Origin of the sequence: Curvivirga sp. (assembly GCF_965219885.1) — a bacterium.
Lineage (GTDB): Bacteria > Pseudomonadota > Alphaproteobacteria > UBA8366 > Aestuariispiraceae > Curvivirga.
On the sequence record NZ_CBDCOT010000009.1, the window covers coordinates 134,893 to 149,823 of the forward strand.

Sequence of the window (14,931 nt, forward strand, 5' to 3'; positions counted from 1 at the left end):
ATCACTTCCAGTTTCTCATATCTATTTCAAAGTTTTTTGTTGAATATGCGCATTAATCTCACGCCATGCAGGATTTAAAGATAGTAAGTCCAATACATCGCTATGGTCAAAAGTTTCTACCATATTTTTAGAGATGAAATGTTTTAACACCTTTTCAACAAAATGAAAGTCTTCGCTAGTATCCACCGTCCAACGGTAATCTTCAAAGTTATCACCTTCACATGTCACTTGATGGATCTTATACACCGCAGGGTTCTTATAAAAATAGGGAGTAACATGCTCTCTATCTTCACTGTCATCTGTAGTCTTGTTAATTTCAATCAAATCTGAAGCTTTAAACACTTCAAAATCTAATCCTCTCGCATAAGTTCGCTTAACCGTATTTGATACATAATCAGTATTCTCATAATGATTAATCAAATAATCAACTCCCATTCTAATCAGATCAGGATCAATTAAAGGGCAATCAGCTGTAATACGAACGACAATATCTGGACGATATAATTCGATAGCATCACAATAACGGCCAAGGACATCCTTCTCACTACCACGGCATACAGATATATCCTGCTCATGACAGTATTTCTCAATCGGATCATCAATGTCCTGAATAGTTGTTGCTACAATTATATTGTATTGATCAGGGTTTTTAGCCCTTAAGCGATCAACTAAAATACCAAGCAAAGGCAAGTCATCAATTTTTTTTAATACCTTACCAGGTAATCTACTGGACCCCATACGTGCCTGAATTATAATCGCAACGGATAAATTATCGCTCATTGTTCTTCATTTTTGTTTAATTTCTCATATACTGCTTGCATCAGCCAAAAATCTTCTGGCGTATCAATATCAATAGAAAAACGTCTATCCATATAATACAAAGCAGTATTGTTACCAAAAAACTCTCGTTGCTTCAAAAAAGCCTGCTTGTTACACCAATTAATAGCACCATTTTCTACTTTGAAATTTGGGATATCCTGTCCCTGAGCATACGCCATTTCTTTGAAAAAATGCTTACCTATACCGTCCTGATCAACTATGGCCGCATGTGGATAGAAAAAATAATCCGTTACTGAAGCAACAAAATCATGCCCTTTGACAAATAGTTGATGTGAATCCTTGATATGCTCCTCTGTTCTTAAAGCAGAGGTCGCTAACAACACACAAAAACTTTCAACATTCTGATACAAGTCGCGTTGCAATATCTCTTCGCATACATCACGAATACGAGCAGTATCTGTGGCTAAATGCGCAGGTCTAATATCTACTGTTATCCCTTCAATAACCGAAGCAAGAGAAGCAATTTCAGTATCTTCAGTAGAAACTATAACTTCATCAAAAATACCCGATTGGATGGCAGCTTCAATGGTATGATGGATCAGAGGCTTATTACCCAGCAAAGCAATATTCTTCCTGGGAAAACGTTTAGAACCTCCGCGAGCAGGAATTATTGCAATCTTTCTTGGATCAGATGGCATCCCAATCTAAAGCCTCCCCCACTGACATATCTTTACGAAGTACTTTTCCGACCAAATCAGAAACATACTCGGCTCTGATACCATACCCGGGACGTGCAACTTTTAAATCTGCTTCCTGTAAAACATGCCCTGCACTTAGATTTGCAGCCACCACAACTCCGTGACGATTCAATCTATTGGCGGCCATATCTTCCAGTGACCATAAACGACGTCCTTCACCACGAGCGATATCTATTTCACGCACTTCATGAATAAAATCAGCTAAATCTTCAAGATTCTCAGAGAATGCATATTCCACATACGGTCGCGTTTTATCAGGAGAGATTGGCTTTTCAATCACAAGAGCTCCCTTACCAATAGCTGCCATAATTGAATTACGTCCAGGAGAGTGATCTGTATATCCTTGTGGAATGTCCAGAGCAGCCTCTAGTCTAGAAATTCTATCCAAGTCGATTAAATCAGCAGGAGCAGGATATCCAGCAGGGTTCTGCATCACAATGACATCTTTACCACCAGCCAGCTCGTATTCTTCTACAGCCCGGATAACTTCCCACATATATGTTTTCGCGCTGTCAATGAAAGCCGGAATTTTGTTTTCGCCACAATAGCGAATTAAAGGGATATGATCTATTTCCCCAGAAGAAAGTTTTACACCACATGCGCCATTATCCATAAGAAATTTCGCACCGTCAATTGAGGTCACAGTTGCAAAATATGGTACATTCTTAGATCCAACAAAATTCATAATTTTTGCAGCATCTTTATATGAAATAAATCCGTCAACATAGGCTTGATACAGATTTTCCGTAACTTCTCCATCCTTCAAGGTACCGAATGAAATAGTATTGTCTTTTCTGTAAGGTTCTGTAATCACATTTTCCAGTTCATACATCTCAAATTTAACAAAATCTGCACCTGCTTCTGTTGCTGCAGCGGCCATATCAAGAGCCAATTCCACATCACCACGATGACAAATTCCAAGTTCTGCAACGACACGAACTGGATGCCCCTTACCAATCGTATAGCCACCGATTTTTACTTCTCGCATTTCTTTACCCTTCAATTAAACATTGAAACAATTCTGTTTTACCCAACATATTTCATCGTCAAGCATTCTCAATCCTTCATCACCAGTTGGAATAATTCCTTCCAGTACGATTAACTTATCTGAGAACCTACTCAACATTTCTCGAGGAAATGCCTCAACATCCGCTATACATAAAGTATGATTGGCCTCTGCAACGTCAACAAACCCTTTTTTCACGTACCAATTCTCAATCATATTTCTAGTATGATGGCTCAAATGTATGACGCGTATTTTATCTAATAACTTCGGATTATCAAAAAACGCTTCCCAAGAATAATCTTGGGCAAAGTCTTGCATATGAGCAATATCAGGTGTCAAAAAAACGCGATCTGAAGTTTTTAATATTTCTTCAAAATGTTCAGGATGCGTCCCAAAATTTGATTTATGATCAACAACTTCTAAATTAATTGGCGCTGCCGTAAAACAGCTCTCTAGAATTGATAATCTTTCCTTTATATCACCAACGAGAAAATCAGCATGTATAACAAATTCAGTCGCGTTAATGTATTTAGCAAGATCATTAAACTCAGAGATCACCTTAGAAAGTTCCGCACCAGACAGAGGCGCAGAAGCCCAATCACATAAATCAGCAAAGTCTGTGTGTAAAATACGGGCTTTAAAACCCGATAAGCATTCTAGATGCGTATCTGTGGCCTGGTCAAAAAATTCCTGAACTTTTGTTGGCGTTACATATACATCTATTGCATCTACAAGATCGTTACCATACTCAGCAGCAAGTTCAATTCCTTGATGCGGAGAATACCCATCCATCCAAAAATAGAAACTCGCACTTGAAATTGCTAACATAGTACCCTCAATGAAAAAATTGCTTAAACAACTTCAATAGGAACTTGAGTCAATAAGTCTCTAATCTCATCTGCATTCAACCATTCCACATTAAGGTCACTAACATAGGTAAACTCGTCCCCCATACCATCACCTTCAAAAGCGGAATTAGATCTAAAATCATGAGCCGGAAAAATAATATACCGATCATCCATTTCAACGGTCGTGCGAGCATCATCAATAGAAATCAATGTTTCGTGTAGTTTCTCACCTGGACGAATTCCGATAATATGTGTGTCGATACCTGGCGCCATTGCTTCTGCAATATCTACGATATTCACACTAGGAATCTTAGGTACAAATACTTCACATCCATTCATCGAAGACATGCAGGATAACACGAAATCTACGCCTTGCTGTAATGTGATGACGAAACGTGTCATTCGATCATCAGTAATCGGTAGAGAGCTTGTACCTCCAGCAATAATCTTTTTAAAGACAGGGATAATACTCCCTCTTGATCCGATTACATTGCCATAACGAACAACAGAAAAGCTTGTTCCCTTACTGCCACTTAAATTATTTGCCGCAATAAAAATCTTATCTGATGCTAGCTTACTAGCACCATAGAGGTTTACGGGATTTGCTGCCTTATCTGTTGATAAAGCCAATACCTTTTTCACCCCTGTTTGCAAGGATGCGTTTACAATATTTTCTGCACCAATAACATTAGTTTTAATACATTCAAAAGGATTATATTCTGCAACGGTGACATGTTTTAATGCAGCAGCATGAACCACGTAATCCACACCTCGCATCGCCATCACCAAGCGCTCATAGTCCCGAACGTCACCGATAAAATATCGCATGAATGGATATTTTTCTAGGCCAAAGCGAGTTTGCATTTCATGTTGCTTAGCTTCGTCTCTAGAAAAAATAATTAATCTATTTGGCTCATAACGATTAACAACGGTTTCGACAAATTTCTTACCAAAAGATCCTGTCCCACCAGTTAGTAAAATATCTTTACCATTTAAATCAATACTGCACTCATCAAAATCACGCAATAAACTCACAATATTCAACCTTCTTCGAGCTTTTAACAGTTCACCTGTATAACGATTACCACATTACTCTGCAATCAAATCTTGATGGCGAAGTAACTCTGAGTAAAGCCCCGCTTTTCGTTCAAGATCTTTATGTGCACCTTCTTCGACAATCTTACCTTTATTCATCACTAATATCCGGTCAGCATCTTTGACTGTACTTAAGCGATGAGCAATAACGATAAGGATCTTTTCACCTTTCAATTTCAACAAATTCTCCTGAATTGCCTTCTCAGCAAAACTGTCTAAATTGGCTGTTGCTTCATCAAAAATGATAATGTCAGGATTAGAGAGCAATGTACGTGCAATAGAAATTCGTTGTTGCTGTCCTCCTGATAGTTTAGCTCCTCGTTCACCTAAGATTGTGTCTAAACCATCTGGGAGTTGTTTAACAAATTCCATACATTCTGCTTGTTCTAAGGCGTGAATAATAGATTGTTCGTCCACATTCTCTAGCCCGAAAGTCAAGTTATTCCGCAGAGAATCATTCAATAAATATGTCTCTTGGCTAACGACTCCAATTCTCTTACGCCAAGAAGGAATATTCACATTAGATAAATCAACGTCATCCACCAAAATTCTTCCAGAGGTCGGCTTCATAATACCCGATAAAAGATCAACCAATGTTGACTTACCTGATCCAGATGCCCCAACTAAAGCAATCATTTCCCCGCTAAGAATTGTGATATTTATATCTTGCAAAGCTTTGTCAGCTTTATCTTGATACTGATAAGACAAATCAACGCAATTGACCTGGGAAATAGTATCTCCACATTCTTCACTGCCATACACGGAACGATTGGCAGTTAACTCTTGGCAAAAAACATCATAATCATTCATAGCAAAGCTATTGTTATCAATTATAGCACGCGCCTGATTTAGATTAATTGCCGGTGTTAAAAGGCGATATAAGCAAATAATAAATAAAAGAATCTGTCCAAAAGCAGCTGTTGTCTCTCCTTCGTCAGCGCTTAGAAAAAGAGACGCAATTATAAGAGCACCACAAACAACCGATCCAGCCAATGTTGTAAAACCAGGCCCAAAAGCAGCATTAATTAACTGAGACTTTTTAGAGGCTTGTAAGAAATTTTCATATGCACGATCAAACCATTGCAACATGTATCCTTCTGCATTTCGCAATTTGATTAGTTTGATCCCCTGAACAGTTTGATGAAAGGCATTATTCATTGATACACGTGCATCCGTAATTTCTTTACCTGCATTTTTTAGTGGATTTGAACTAAAAACCCGAACTAGCAGTAAAAGCAAAACTACGCATATGGAAGCAACCAATGTCATCAAAGGCGATATAAACAATATAAGTGCGAAATAAATTAGAATAAGACAGAGGTTTGTTACAATATTAGCCACATTATAAAGTACTGCAGCCTTTTTATTAGGATGTTCAATACACCGCGTCAGAAGTGTTCCCGCTCTATTTTCCTTATAGTAATTATAGGAAATATTGAGCAAACCTTTATACCCATCCAGAACTAGTTCTCTTTGAATATCTATAGGTAAAAGGATGCCAATAACGGCAACAAAAAACAACAGAATGCCGCGCAAAATCACCATAACAAGCATAAATGAAGCAGCAAAAAAAATTCGTTCACTCGTATCTAACTTATCTAAGTCAGTCAAAAATACGCCAAGCAGCGGAATATCACCAAACACATCAATGGCACCAGAAGAACTGATAATCGGCATCAGCATAGAGACACTCAATCCTTCGGAAATCGCAGCAAGAATTGATCCTATCCATAAGCACGCCAGCAAAAATGGCCGATCAGACATGCTTTTTAATGATGATAGAAAAATCTTTATCATACTATATTTGTTCCATTTCAGTTTTCTACTTAAGAAATATTGGTAATTTCTTTAAATCGTTTCGCAACATTCTCACCTTTAAATTTTGCACGAACTGATAAGTCCCCCCAAATATTGCGCCGATCCCAATCTTTACACTCTTCTAAGACTTTCTCTAACTCATTTGCTATTTCTACTGCATGGGAAGGATCAGCAACTCGACCTCCTAATTGCATTATAAGATTAGCAGCAGTTCCTTTAGGAGTTATTCCAAATATAGGCCGGCCCGCGCCTAAATAATCTATAAGTTTGCTTGGTAAAAAAACACTTAACGAAGCCGACGCATCAATGATCAACAATAAATTACTCTTAACCATCAACTCCAATGAAGCCTTTGTTGAAACCTCTTCCTTGAATTCAATATAGCTGCTAGCTAGAGGATACTTATCGTATAACGTCTGTGGCGAAACATCCATATGTTCAAAATTTCCATATAACTCAAACTTCCACATCTTTAAGATTTCTAAATTCTTTGCAGCCATTATTTCTATAGCATTAAAGAGTGGTTCTGGAGTGCGGTGCCCGTAAAAGTTCCCGATATATCTTGCAATAGACCTTTGTGTCACTTCCTCAGAAACGCAATCAATAGCATCCGGAAGAATATGAGGTAAGCTATAGGCTTTATCTTTTATTGAAGCATTCAAATTGCTTAAGCTAATGTCTCTAGCCTCATCTGAAGTAAAAATTATTTTATCCGCAATTTTGAAAAATGCTTCTTCTTTTCTTTTATGCCAGTTTAGCACTGCATCATCTGGAAATTTCATAAACGGGTTTTGTGTCCAAGGATCACTAAAATGCATAATCCAGTCACACCCAATCTTTTGCTTTAGCTTATAACCAATGAAATGATCACTTAAAGGCTGACTGAAAGTCACGAGAATATCTTCAGGACTCAGTAACTTCTTCTCAACAATATACCGCACCACTTCCTGAGCCCAGCAAACATGGATATCCGGTTTACTCAAATATTTAGGGAAAAACTTGCCTAATACTCTTTCTTTAATACGGGTAACTTTACTTCGCCCTACACGGTGTATGCGAACTTGTTCTCCATTTCCAAGCACCTCTGTATCAACAACTGTTTGTCCGTTAACATTTTCCCCACAACAAACAATATCCAAATCAACAGCTAAGTGTTTTACTAATCTAGATACTTGTACAGATCTCGGAGCTTTAATTGGTGGATAACAATAACTTATAAATATGATTCTTTTGCCCATCGCTTCATCCACTTATTAAGAATAATCAAAGACCAAATCTTGTGCTGAGCTTCCAAACTCCCTTTAAGAGCATTTTGTAACTCAAGAGAAATGACTTTCTTGTCAAACAAACCACCTAATTTGCTATCGCTATTCGTTAAATCATCAAGGATAGAAGCATTGAATTGGCTTTCTTCCAACCATCTATATACAGGGATAGAAAATCCTCTCTTAGGGCGCGTCAAAATTCTCTTAGGAACAATGTTTTCCAGATATTTTCGTAAAATATGCTTGGTGGTGGACGCCTCAGGGAAACCAAATTTTTGACTGTGAGATAACTTTGATGAAAACTCAACAAAGGTATGATCTAAGAAAGGAACACGAAGCTCTAAAGAAGCGGCCATGCTCATTTTATCAGCCTTCATCAATAAATCTTCGATTAACCAGCTCTTGCAATAACTTTCCATCAACGCATCAATGGGGTCAGAGGAACGACCACTTGCAATTAGATCTCTCATCTTGGGTTCAACATATCCAGTTGAGCAGCGTGACTGTTCCCATAACGCAGCTCGTTCATCAGGTCCCCAAAGTGATGATATGTGAGATGGCTTCATTGCAAACAGATTTTTAAAACCATATCTCGCAACATATTTTGACTGCTGGGCAACTCCATCAGGTAATAACGCCCCAACCACATTCAGTAAATTTTTATAAGGAAAGCGATCAAATTTTTCATACTTCTTTGATACTTCTAGCAGTTGATTAAAATCATAACCTCCAAGAAGTTCATCAGCCCCCTCACCAGACAAGATAACCTTTACATGTTTCTTTGCCTCTTTACATAATCGATAGAGTGGGATCGATGATAAATCAGCCATAGGCTCATCTTGATGATACACCATCAAATCAAGGTCATTTAGAAACTCATCACGCGTGATTTGTATATTATGATGTTTCGTGCCTAAATGCTCTGCAACTAGGTTTGCATATTCAAACTCGTTTTCTTTGTCTGCACCCTCAAACCCGACACAAAATGTATGAAAATCCTTGTGTCCCTGCTTCACAGCGCTTGCAGCAATCGCACTAGAATCGAGCCCCCCGCTTAGCATAACTCCGACAGGTACATCTGCAGACAAAATTCTACGTTGTACTGCCGCGTCAAAAAGTTCCGTGAACTTTTCAATATCAGATGAATCTGAATGTGGTCTCGAAATAATGGAAAAATCCCAAAATTTCTTCAGTTGAATGTCTTTACTTTCAAGATCTAGCTCTAAATGTTGACCTGGTTCTAATTTCTTAACATTTTGCCAGATTGATTGGCTCGGAGTAACGTATCTTAATGCTAAATAGTCATCAATCGCATTAAAATTTAAGTCTAAGGTCGCAACTTTGGCAATAGATTTCAATTCGCTCGCAAAATAAAAACCATCTTTCCCATCAAGATAATAAAGTGGTTTGATCCCCATGCGATCACGAAAAATATGTAACTTCTTTTTCTGGTGGTCTACGATACAAGCTGCAAACATGCCATTCGTTTTCTGAATCCCCTCAGGACCATAGACCTCAAATAACTTTAACAGAACTTCAGTATCACTATCCGTCTGAAAACTGACATTTTTTTGCAGCAAATCGCTGCGTAACTCTTTATAGTTATATATCTCGCCATTGAAAACGATACCGGTATGTTCACCACTCCAAATTGGCTGTTGACCATTTTTCAAGTCAATAATAGACAAGCGGCGCATACCAAAACCAAAACCATCGCATGCCCAAAAACCACTATCATCAGGCCCACGATGGATTATCGCATCACTCATTTTTTCGAGAAGCTCGTAATTGTCTGCTTCCCGTTTATTATTAACTACACCAACAATGCCACACATTTTTCCCTAAAAGCGGTATGCTTCCCTCAACACTTACTTCCGTGTCCCTGATGTCCATTGGCTCCATCCATATCTCCGAGCCCAACTTTTCTTTATAACAGTCGGCACATATCGCCCTATCAATGGCAAAATTCTTGGCAAGCTCGCCTCTAAATCAGTTCCCAAAATAGAAAACTCAATATTAGTGGCATATGGTTTCAAGTTAGAATAAGTTTCTGCTTCGGTAACCGGCCAAGTATATGGGTTCCCCTCTTCATCTCCGCCATCCGTGTATCTACTTGCTAAATCTAAAGGGCCGAGAAAATTCTGCTCATAATGTAAAAAGCCTTCCAGATAATCGATCATATACTTTTGCAAAAACGATTTACGTCGATACAACATAAGTCCAAATTCACCGCCTGGCTTCAATACACGCATCATCTCGTCCAAAGAGCGTTTCAGATCAGGCGAATGATGCAAGACTCCCCATGAATAGACATAATCAAACTCCCCGTCTTCAAATGGCAGTTTGTTTCCGTCAGCTTCAAAAACATTGCCTTCCAAATTATGCAATTCAAAACGACGCTTCGTTTGGGTTATGGAAGTGGGGTTCAAGTCAACTGCGGTTAATAATGCGCCGGCCTTAGCCCATTGCATGGCCATCCCCCCCATGCCACAGCCTATCTCAAGAACTTTTTTGCCTTTATATTTTTCGTATGGAAATATTTTATTAAAAGGTTTTTCACCATGCAACGGAGCATTCCACTCAAAGAATTTTGCATCTGCTGCAGCAAAAAAATCTTTGGAGCCAAATTCTATCGAAGCATCTTCATAATTGGTTTCACCATGTGTTAGACCATAAGTCATTGGGCTATCCGCCCACCAATTCTTAATATCTGACTTTTCTGTAATCATTTTTCTTTCCTATTTTCGTCCTTTAAGGAAATCAACTATTAAGAAGAACGGCGTAATTAGCACAAACGGTATCACAAATATAAACTCACCAACCATCCATTTTTCAAGAAACCTTCGAATGCATAATGCCCGTTGAGCTTTCTTATTATAATGAAATAATCGGCGCCGCCCATTTAAGACCAGCACATTTGTGCGTTCATCAATCAATGCACTTGTTTTAGCATAGATCTCAGTAAAACCATGTCCAATAGCATCGGGAAAGAGCAACACAACCGTGTCAATATTTCCAACCTTTTCCAACCATTGTTCATTTTCGTCAGTATCAATAAATTCACCATCAGGAAACTGTTCTTGAAACAGTTCTAACATATATTCCTTACCACGCCGCTTTGGGAGGCTCCAAGACGCCCTTTTAAATCTGGCTATCAGCCCACGCCCTTCTTGAGGCGGGATAGGCCAATTTCCAAATGCGCTATATAGCCCAACTACTGAACGATTTTTTTGCATAAGCTAAGATACTTCAATTAGATTTCGATATGATGTTGACTGAAATTTTTCAGCCAATAATTGGATTGCGGCAAAGAAGTTGTCTTGCCCCGCAATATGGCATGGATCAGCGTAGATGTTTATCAACCCTGTGCCATTTTGGCTATATATATCTGTCATTTTTTTAATTTCAGATAAATATTCTTTAGGAGAGGATTGCCGTGTTGGAGAGGCGAAAAAAGCCCAACTATCAAGAATTAATAGAGGATCATTGACACGCCCTGTCACAGGAAATTCATAAATACCTCTATCTAAATACATCGGACCATACTTAAATCCATTTTTAGGTAACGTTGAGCTGGAATAGCTCACGCCTAAATCACGCAATGTGCTATATAAAAACCCCAGCTCTTCTTTTTTTTGGAACGTCCCAAAATGCGGCGTTCTAAAACCTTTTGGCTCTTCCCCTAGAAACTGCGTTAAATACTGGTGCCCTTTAGTTATATCCTCAACAAGAAGTGCTCTATCTTGTTGGTCATAGAAAAAATTACTCTTATACTCTGCAGCTTTTTCATCCCAGTATGTATGACTACGATATCCATGATTTATAAATTCCGCGCCGGAATCACGAATTTCACTATATACATCTAATCCTTGCTGAATAAGTTCACAGGGAACTGCATAAACAGGCAACACGCCTATTTGTTTGAGTGTATTATGCACTTCAATTGCGACCTCGATATCTTCAGGGGTATCACAATCAAATGATAAAACAAATTTTACGTCGTCAAATCCCTGACGCGTTGCCAATTTGCTATTCTGTGCAAATAACTTCATCGGCTGACGGGCTAAATAATTATAATAACTCTCTTCTGGATTCGAGATAATTCTTTTAAGTCTATTATACATTAATGCACGCTAATACCGTATAATTTCATTATTGTTTCTTTAATTCTACGCGATGCATGACCATCCCAATATCTGATTTTACAGCTATCATATCCTTTAGAAGCCAAAACAACTCTCATATCCTGAATTACATTCTCCAAAGTGGTCAATTTATTCGTACCTTCATGGATTGTAACAGGTCGCTCTGTATTAGGTCGGACTGTCAAACAAGGAATACATAAATAACTTGCTTCTTCCTGTATACCACCAGAATCAGTTATAATTAATGATGCTCCAAATACCAGCTTCATAAATTGTAGATATCCCAGAGGCTCTAAAATATGAATGTTAGTGTTTTCCTCTAATACGGATAATAAATTGAACCTAATAAGATTATTCTTTGTTCTGGGATGTAAAGGTATAACGATATTAAATTCATCAGATAGATCAGTTAAGGTACTGATAATGGAGTCTAACCCTTGTTTAGCATCCACATTTGCCGGACGATGAAAAGTAGACACGATATATTTTTTATCCTCAAGCCCTGAGGGTAGAAATTCATAAAGGTCAGTCGCTTCGATTTTCTCACGCAGCATTTCCAGACAATCAATCATTACATTCCCGACAAGATGAATCTTCTCTCTATTATGTCCTTCATTAAGTAAATTTTCATCTGCATCAGAAGACGGCGTAAGAAAGATATCACTAATAGAATCTGTGATCAGACGGTTTATTTCCTCAGGCATTGTCCTGTCACCACTCCGTAAACCAGCTTCTACATGTGCTACCTGAATATCCAGTTTTTTTGCCACAACAGAACATGCCATCGTGGAATTAACATCTCCAACAACAACAACAAGGTCTGGCCGGCTTTTTCCACATATCTTCTCATAACCGGTCATAATACTTGCAGTTTGTTCAGCGTGACTCCCACCGCCCACATTCAACTGATAATCAGGGGTAGGTAAGCCAAGTTGCTGCAAGAACTTCTTAGACATGTTTTCATCATAATGCTGACCCGTATGTATTAACTCTAACTCACACCAAGCCTCATTTTTTAACTCATTGAAGATAGGAGCAACCTTCATAAAATTAGGTCGCGTACCTACAATTAAATGTATCTTCATTTCTTGCTAAACGCCTTTTGATCAATAAACTTTTCGTATACGTTCTTATATTCTTCTTCACATTTCTTAGGCGACCATCTTGATCGTGCTATTTTATATGCATTATTCCCCAACTGCTCGCGCATCTCGGCATTGTTCATTAACGTCGAAATAGCTGCTCCATATGAAATAGGATCATTTTCCACCATATAACAAATATCATTAGTAAATTCAGGAATTTCTATCTCAGAATTTCGATTAATGACGACTGGCAATCCTGTTAACAAAGCTTCTAAAACAGATTTGGAGATTTCCGCATAGTCCGAATGAACAACAAAAAGATCGTAGTCGGGCAATATAGCGCAAAGTTCATCATTTGGTAAAGGTGGGTGGAAATTCACTCGATCATCAAGGCCTAATTCCTTAACCTGCTCTTTGAGTTGTGGAATTAAGCTCCCATGCCCACTAACAAAATCAATTATAATGTTCTGGGGCAACCTAGTAAGAGCTGTAATAATATGTTCAGGATTTTTCCCTTGGATAAGACGGCCAACGGATACAATACGAAAAACATCTTTACTCTTATAACAGGTTTTTCTTTGAATACTCTCAGGGTTAATAACGTTATATTTTACAGATATATTTTTAACCTTATGCCGCTTAAGATATGGTATAGCAGGACTATAAACGGGCATAACTAGATCGGCATTCCGCATGGTATAACCGGCAAGCCTGTCCATTGCGTTCTCAATCAACCGCCATATTCCCTTATTTTTCCATCGTGTTGGATCTGCATCTGGATTTGTATGGATTGAGATTAACAAGGGAATTCCCAAACATCGCTTCAGTTCGGAGCCAAGAAATGCGTTTAAATCCGCGCCATGACACCTAACGAGATCCGGCTGAATATTTCTTACGAGCGCCACAAAATCCCTAGCCCAAAATCTCAGCAAGATTGGGTTAAATAAACATGAAAAAAGATATAATCCACCTCTTGGAATATAGTGGTGGATGAATAACTTGGCTTCTCCGACGGTACGTTGCATCAATTCTAGATTTGGACAATCATCATTTGTAACGACAAGATGAACTTCATCAAAAAGGTCACCCGGATTGTAATAGCGCCTGCAAAACTCTCCTTTTTCTAGTATTTCGCTAGGACGATCAGGGACGATAACCATCAGGATTCTTTTATCCTTATTGACAGTCATTACTATCTTTCTCACCCTTCAATGCGCTAAAACGAATAGTACTTGACATTGGATTCCATAACTTTAAATCACAATAGAGATATAAAAACCAACTAAGCCCAATTTGCTTGAGTATTTTGATCACTTTTCTAACGCTATTGCGACCAATTGCATCAGGGTTTTCAATTTTACTTCGGGTTTCATTTTCGATTTCTAATCCATGAGCCTTCAATTTTTTGCGAATACTTCCCTTTGATACATAATGAATATAGTTTTGTAAAAAACTAGGATCTCTACCACGTAATCTCAAATAAATCGAAGCTATCCCCTTTGGAAGATATGGTGCCCATTGCACATGATAGTGAGCCTCTTTTCTAAACGCCATATAATTTGGCGCAACAATTACAATTCGCCCGCCAGGCTTCAATACTCTACATGCCTCAGACAAAGCTTTATCAATACCATCAATATGCTCAATAACATGCCAAAAAGTTACCAAATCAAAGCTATTGCTTCTAAATGGTAATTTCAGAGCCGATCCAATATTATAAATTTCATTTGAATTGCAATCAGGTACTTCCTGCACGACACGATATCGGGCAAACTCAGCATCAAAATCGGACAGCTCCACTCCGAAAGCTTCATAATTTCTTTTACGCAGAGCACGGACAAATCCTCCAAAACCAGATCCAACATCCAGCACTTTAATTTCAGGAAACAAATAAGGTGAAACTTCTGCGAAATGTTCTTCACCAACCCAGTCTTCAATCTGATAATGAATAACTAGAGGAACAGCATCTTTCCCCACAATTGGGCTATATACTGTTTCAAAATGTTCATTGAGTCTATCTTGCCATTCTTTACTAATGTTATTTCTATATCCATATAGCATTTTATATATTATCTGTTTTTTAATGTTAAATTACCGTAACTTTATATTAGTTAAATTTTATACGCATAAA

General features: G+C 38.2%; 14 protein-coding genes. All 14 read right to left on the minus strand.

Annotation, left to right across the window (positions count from 1 at the left end; translation table 11 throughout):
- Nucleotides 1–21 precede the first annotated feature (21 nt).
- The 14 genes from ACOQOA_RS06170 to ACOQOA_RS06235 all read right to left on the minus strand — a co-directional run bounded on the left by ACOQOA_RS06170 (nt 22) and on the right by ACOQOA_RS06235 (nt 14,861).
- Nucleotides 22–780, minus strand: coding sequence for a cytidylyltransferase domain-containing protein (locus ACOQOA_RS06170; protein ID WP_420547773.1), 759 nt, complete (start codon nt 778–780; stop codon nt 22–24).
- Nucleotides 777–1,478 carry a cytidylyltransferase domain-containing protein gene (locus ACOQOA_RS06175; protein ID WP_420547774.1) on the minus strand — a complete coding sequence of 234 codons (702 nt, stop codon included), beginning with the start codon at nt 1,476–1,478 and terminating at the stop codon, nt 777–779. The genes ACOQOA_RS06170 and ACOQOA_RS06175 overlap by 4 nt, the downstream gene beginning before the upstream one ends.
- Nucleotides 1,468–2,526 (minus strand): N-acetylneuraminate synthase family protein, encoded by a 1,059-nt coding sequence (locus ACOQOA_RS06180; protein ID WP_420547775.1) that lies wholly within the window; start codon nt 2,524–2,526, stop codon nt 1,468–1,470. The genes ACOQOA_RS06175 and ACOQOA_RS06180 overlap by 11 nt, the downstream gene beginning before the upstream one ends.
- Before the next feature lie 15 nt (nt 2,527–2,541).
- Entirely contained in the window at nt 2,542–3,372 is an 831-nt protein-coding gene (locus tag ACOQOA_RS06185; protein ID WP_420547776.1) for a sugar phosphate isomerase/epimerase family protein, read from the minus strand.
- A 23-nt stretch (nt 3,373–3,395) separates the two neighbouring features.
- Entirely contained in the window at nt 3,396–4,427 is a 1,032-nt protein-coding gene (gene pseB / locus ACOQOA_RS06190; RefSeq protein ID WP_420547777.1) for a UDP-N-acetylglucosamine 4,6-dehydratase (inverting), read from the minus strand.
- Between the two features lie 54 nt (nt 4,428–4,481).
- A complete protein-coding gene (locus ACOQOA_RS06195) occupies nt 4,482–6,170 on the minus strand; it encodes an ABC transporter ATP-binding protein (protein ID WP_420547778.1) in 1,689 nt (562 codons plus the stop codon).
- Nucleotides 6,171–6,313: 143 nt separating this feature from the next.
- Nucleotides 6,314–7,543, minus strand: a complete 1,230-nt coding sequence (locus ACOQOA_RS06200; protein ID WP_420547779.1) for a hypothetical protein — start codon at nt 7,541–7,543, stop codon at nt 6,314–6,316.
- Nucleotides 7,519–9,405 carry an asparagine synthase (glutamine-hydrolyzing) gene (gene asnB / locus ACOQOA_RS06205; protein WP_420547780.1) on the minus strand — a complete coding sequence of 629 codons (1,887 nt, stop codon included), beginning with the start codon at nt 9,403–9,405 and terminating at the stop codon, nt 7,519–7,521. Before asnB ends, ACOQOA_RS06200 begins: the two co-directional genes overlap by 25 nt.
- A gap of 33 nt (nt 9,406–9,438) precedes the next feature.
- Nucleotides 9,439–10,299: a class I SAM-dependent methyltransferase gene (locus tag ACOQOA_RS06210; RefSeq protein WP_420547781.1), complete on the minus strand. Its 861-nt coding sequence runs from the start codon at nt 10,297–10,299 to the stop codon at nt 9,439–9,441.
- Between the two features lie 9 nt (nt 10,300–10,308).
- A complete protein-coding gene (locus ACOQOA_RS06215; RefSeq protein ID WP_420547782.1) occupies nt 10,309–10,806 on the minus strand; it encodes a hypothetical protein in 498 nt (165 codons plus the stop codon).
- Between the two features lie 3 nt (nt 10,807–10,809).
- The gene (locus ACOQOA_RS06220) at nt 10,810–11,694 is read right to left on the minus strand and encodes a hypothetical protein (protein ID WP_420547783.1); all 885 of its coding nucleotides are present in this window, start codon (nt 11,692–11,694) and stop codon (nt 10,810–10,812) included.
- Nucleotides 11,694–12,800 carry a non-hydrolyzing UDP-N-acetylglucosamine 2-epimerase gene (gene wecB / locus ACOQOA_RS06225; RefSeq protein WP_420547784.1) on the minus strand — a complete coding sequence of 369 codons (1,107 nt, stop codon included), beginning with the start codon at nt 12,798–12,800 and terminating at the stop codon, nt 11,694–11,696. Before wecB ends, ACOQOA_RS06220 begins: the two co-directional genes overlap by 1 nt.
- A complete protein-coding gene (locus tag ACOQOA_RS06230) occupies nt 12,797–13,990 on the minus strand; it encodes a glycosyltransferase family 4 protein (RefSeq protein WP_420547785.1) in 1,194 nt (397 codons plus the stop codon). The genes wecB and ACOQOA_RS06230 overlap by 4 nt, the downstream gene beginning before the upstream one ends.
- Nucleotides 13,977–14,861 carry a class I SAM-dependent methyltransferase gene (locus tag ACOQOA_RS06235; RefSeq protein WP_420547786.1) on the minus strand — a complete coding sequence of 295 codons (885 nt, stop codon included), beginning with the start codon at nt 14,859–14,861 and terminating at the stop codon, nt 13,977–13,979. The genes ACOQOA_RS06230 and ACOQOA_RS06235 overlap by 14 nt, the downstream gene beginning before the upstream one ends.
- Nucleotides 14,862–14,931: the final 70 nt, after the last annotated feature.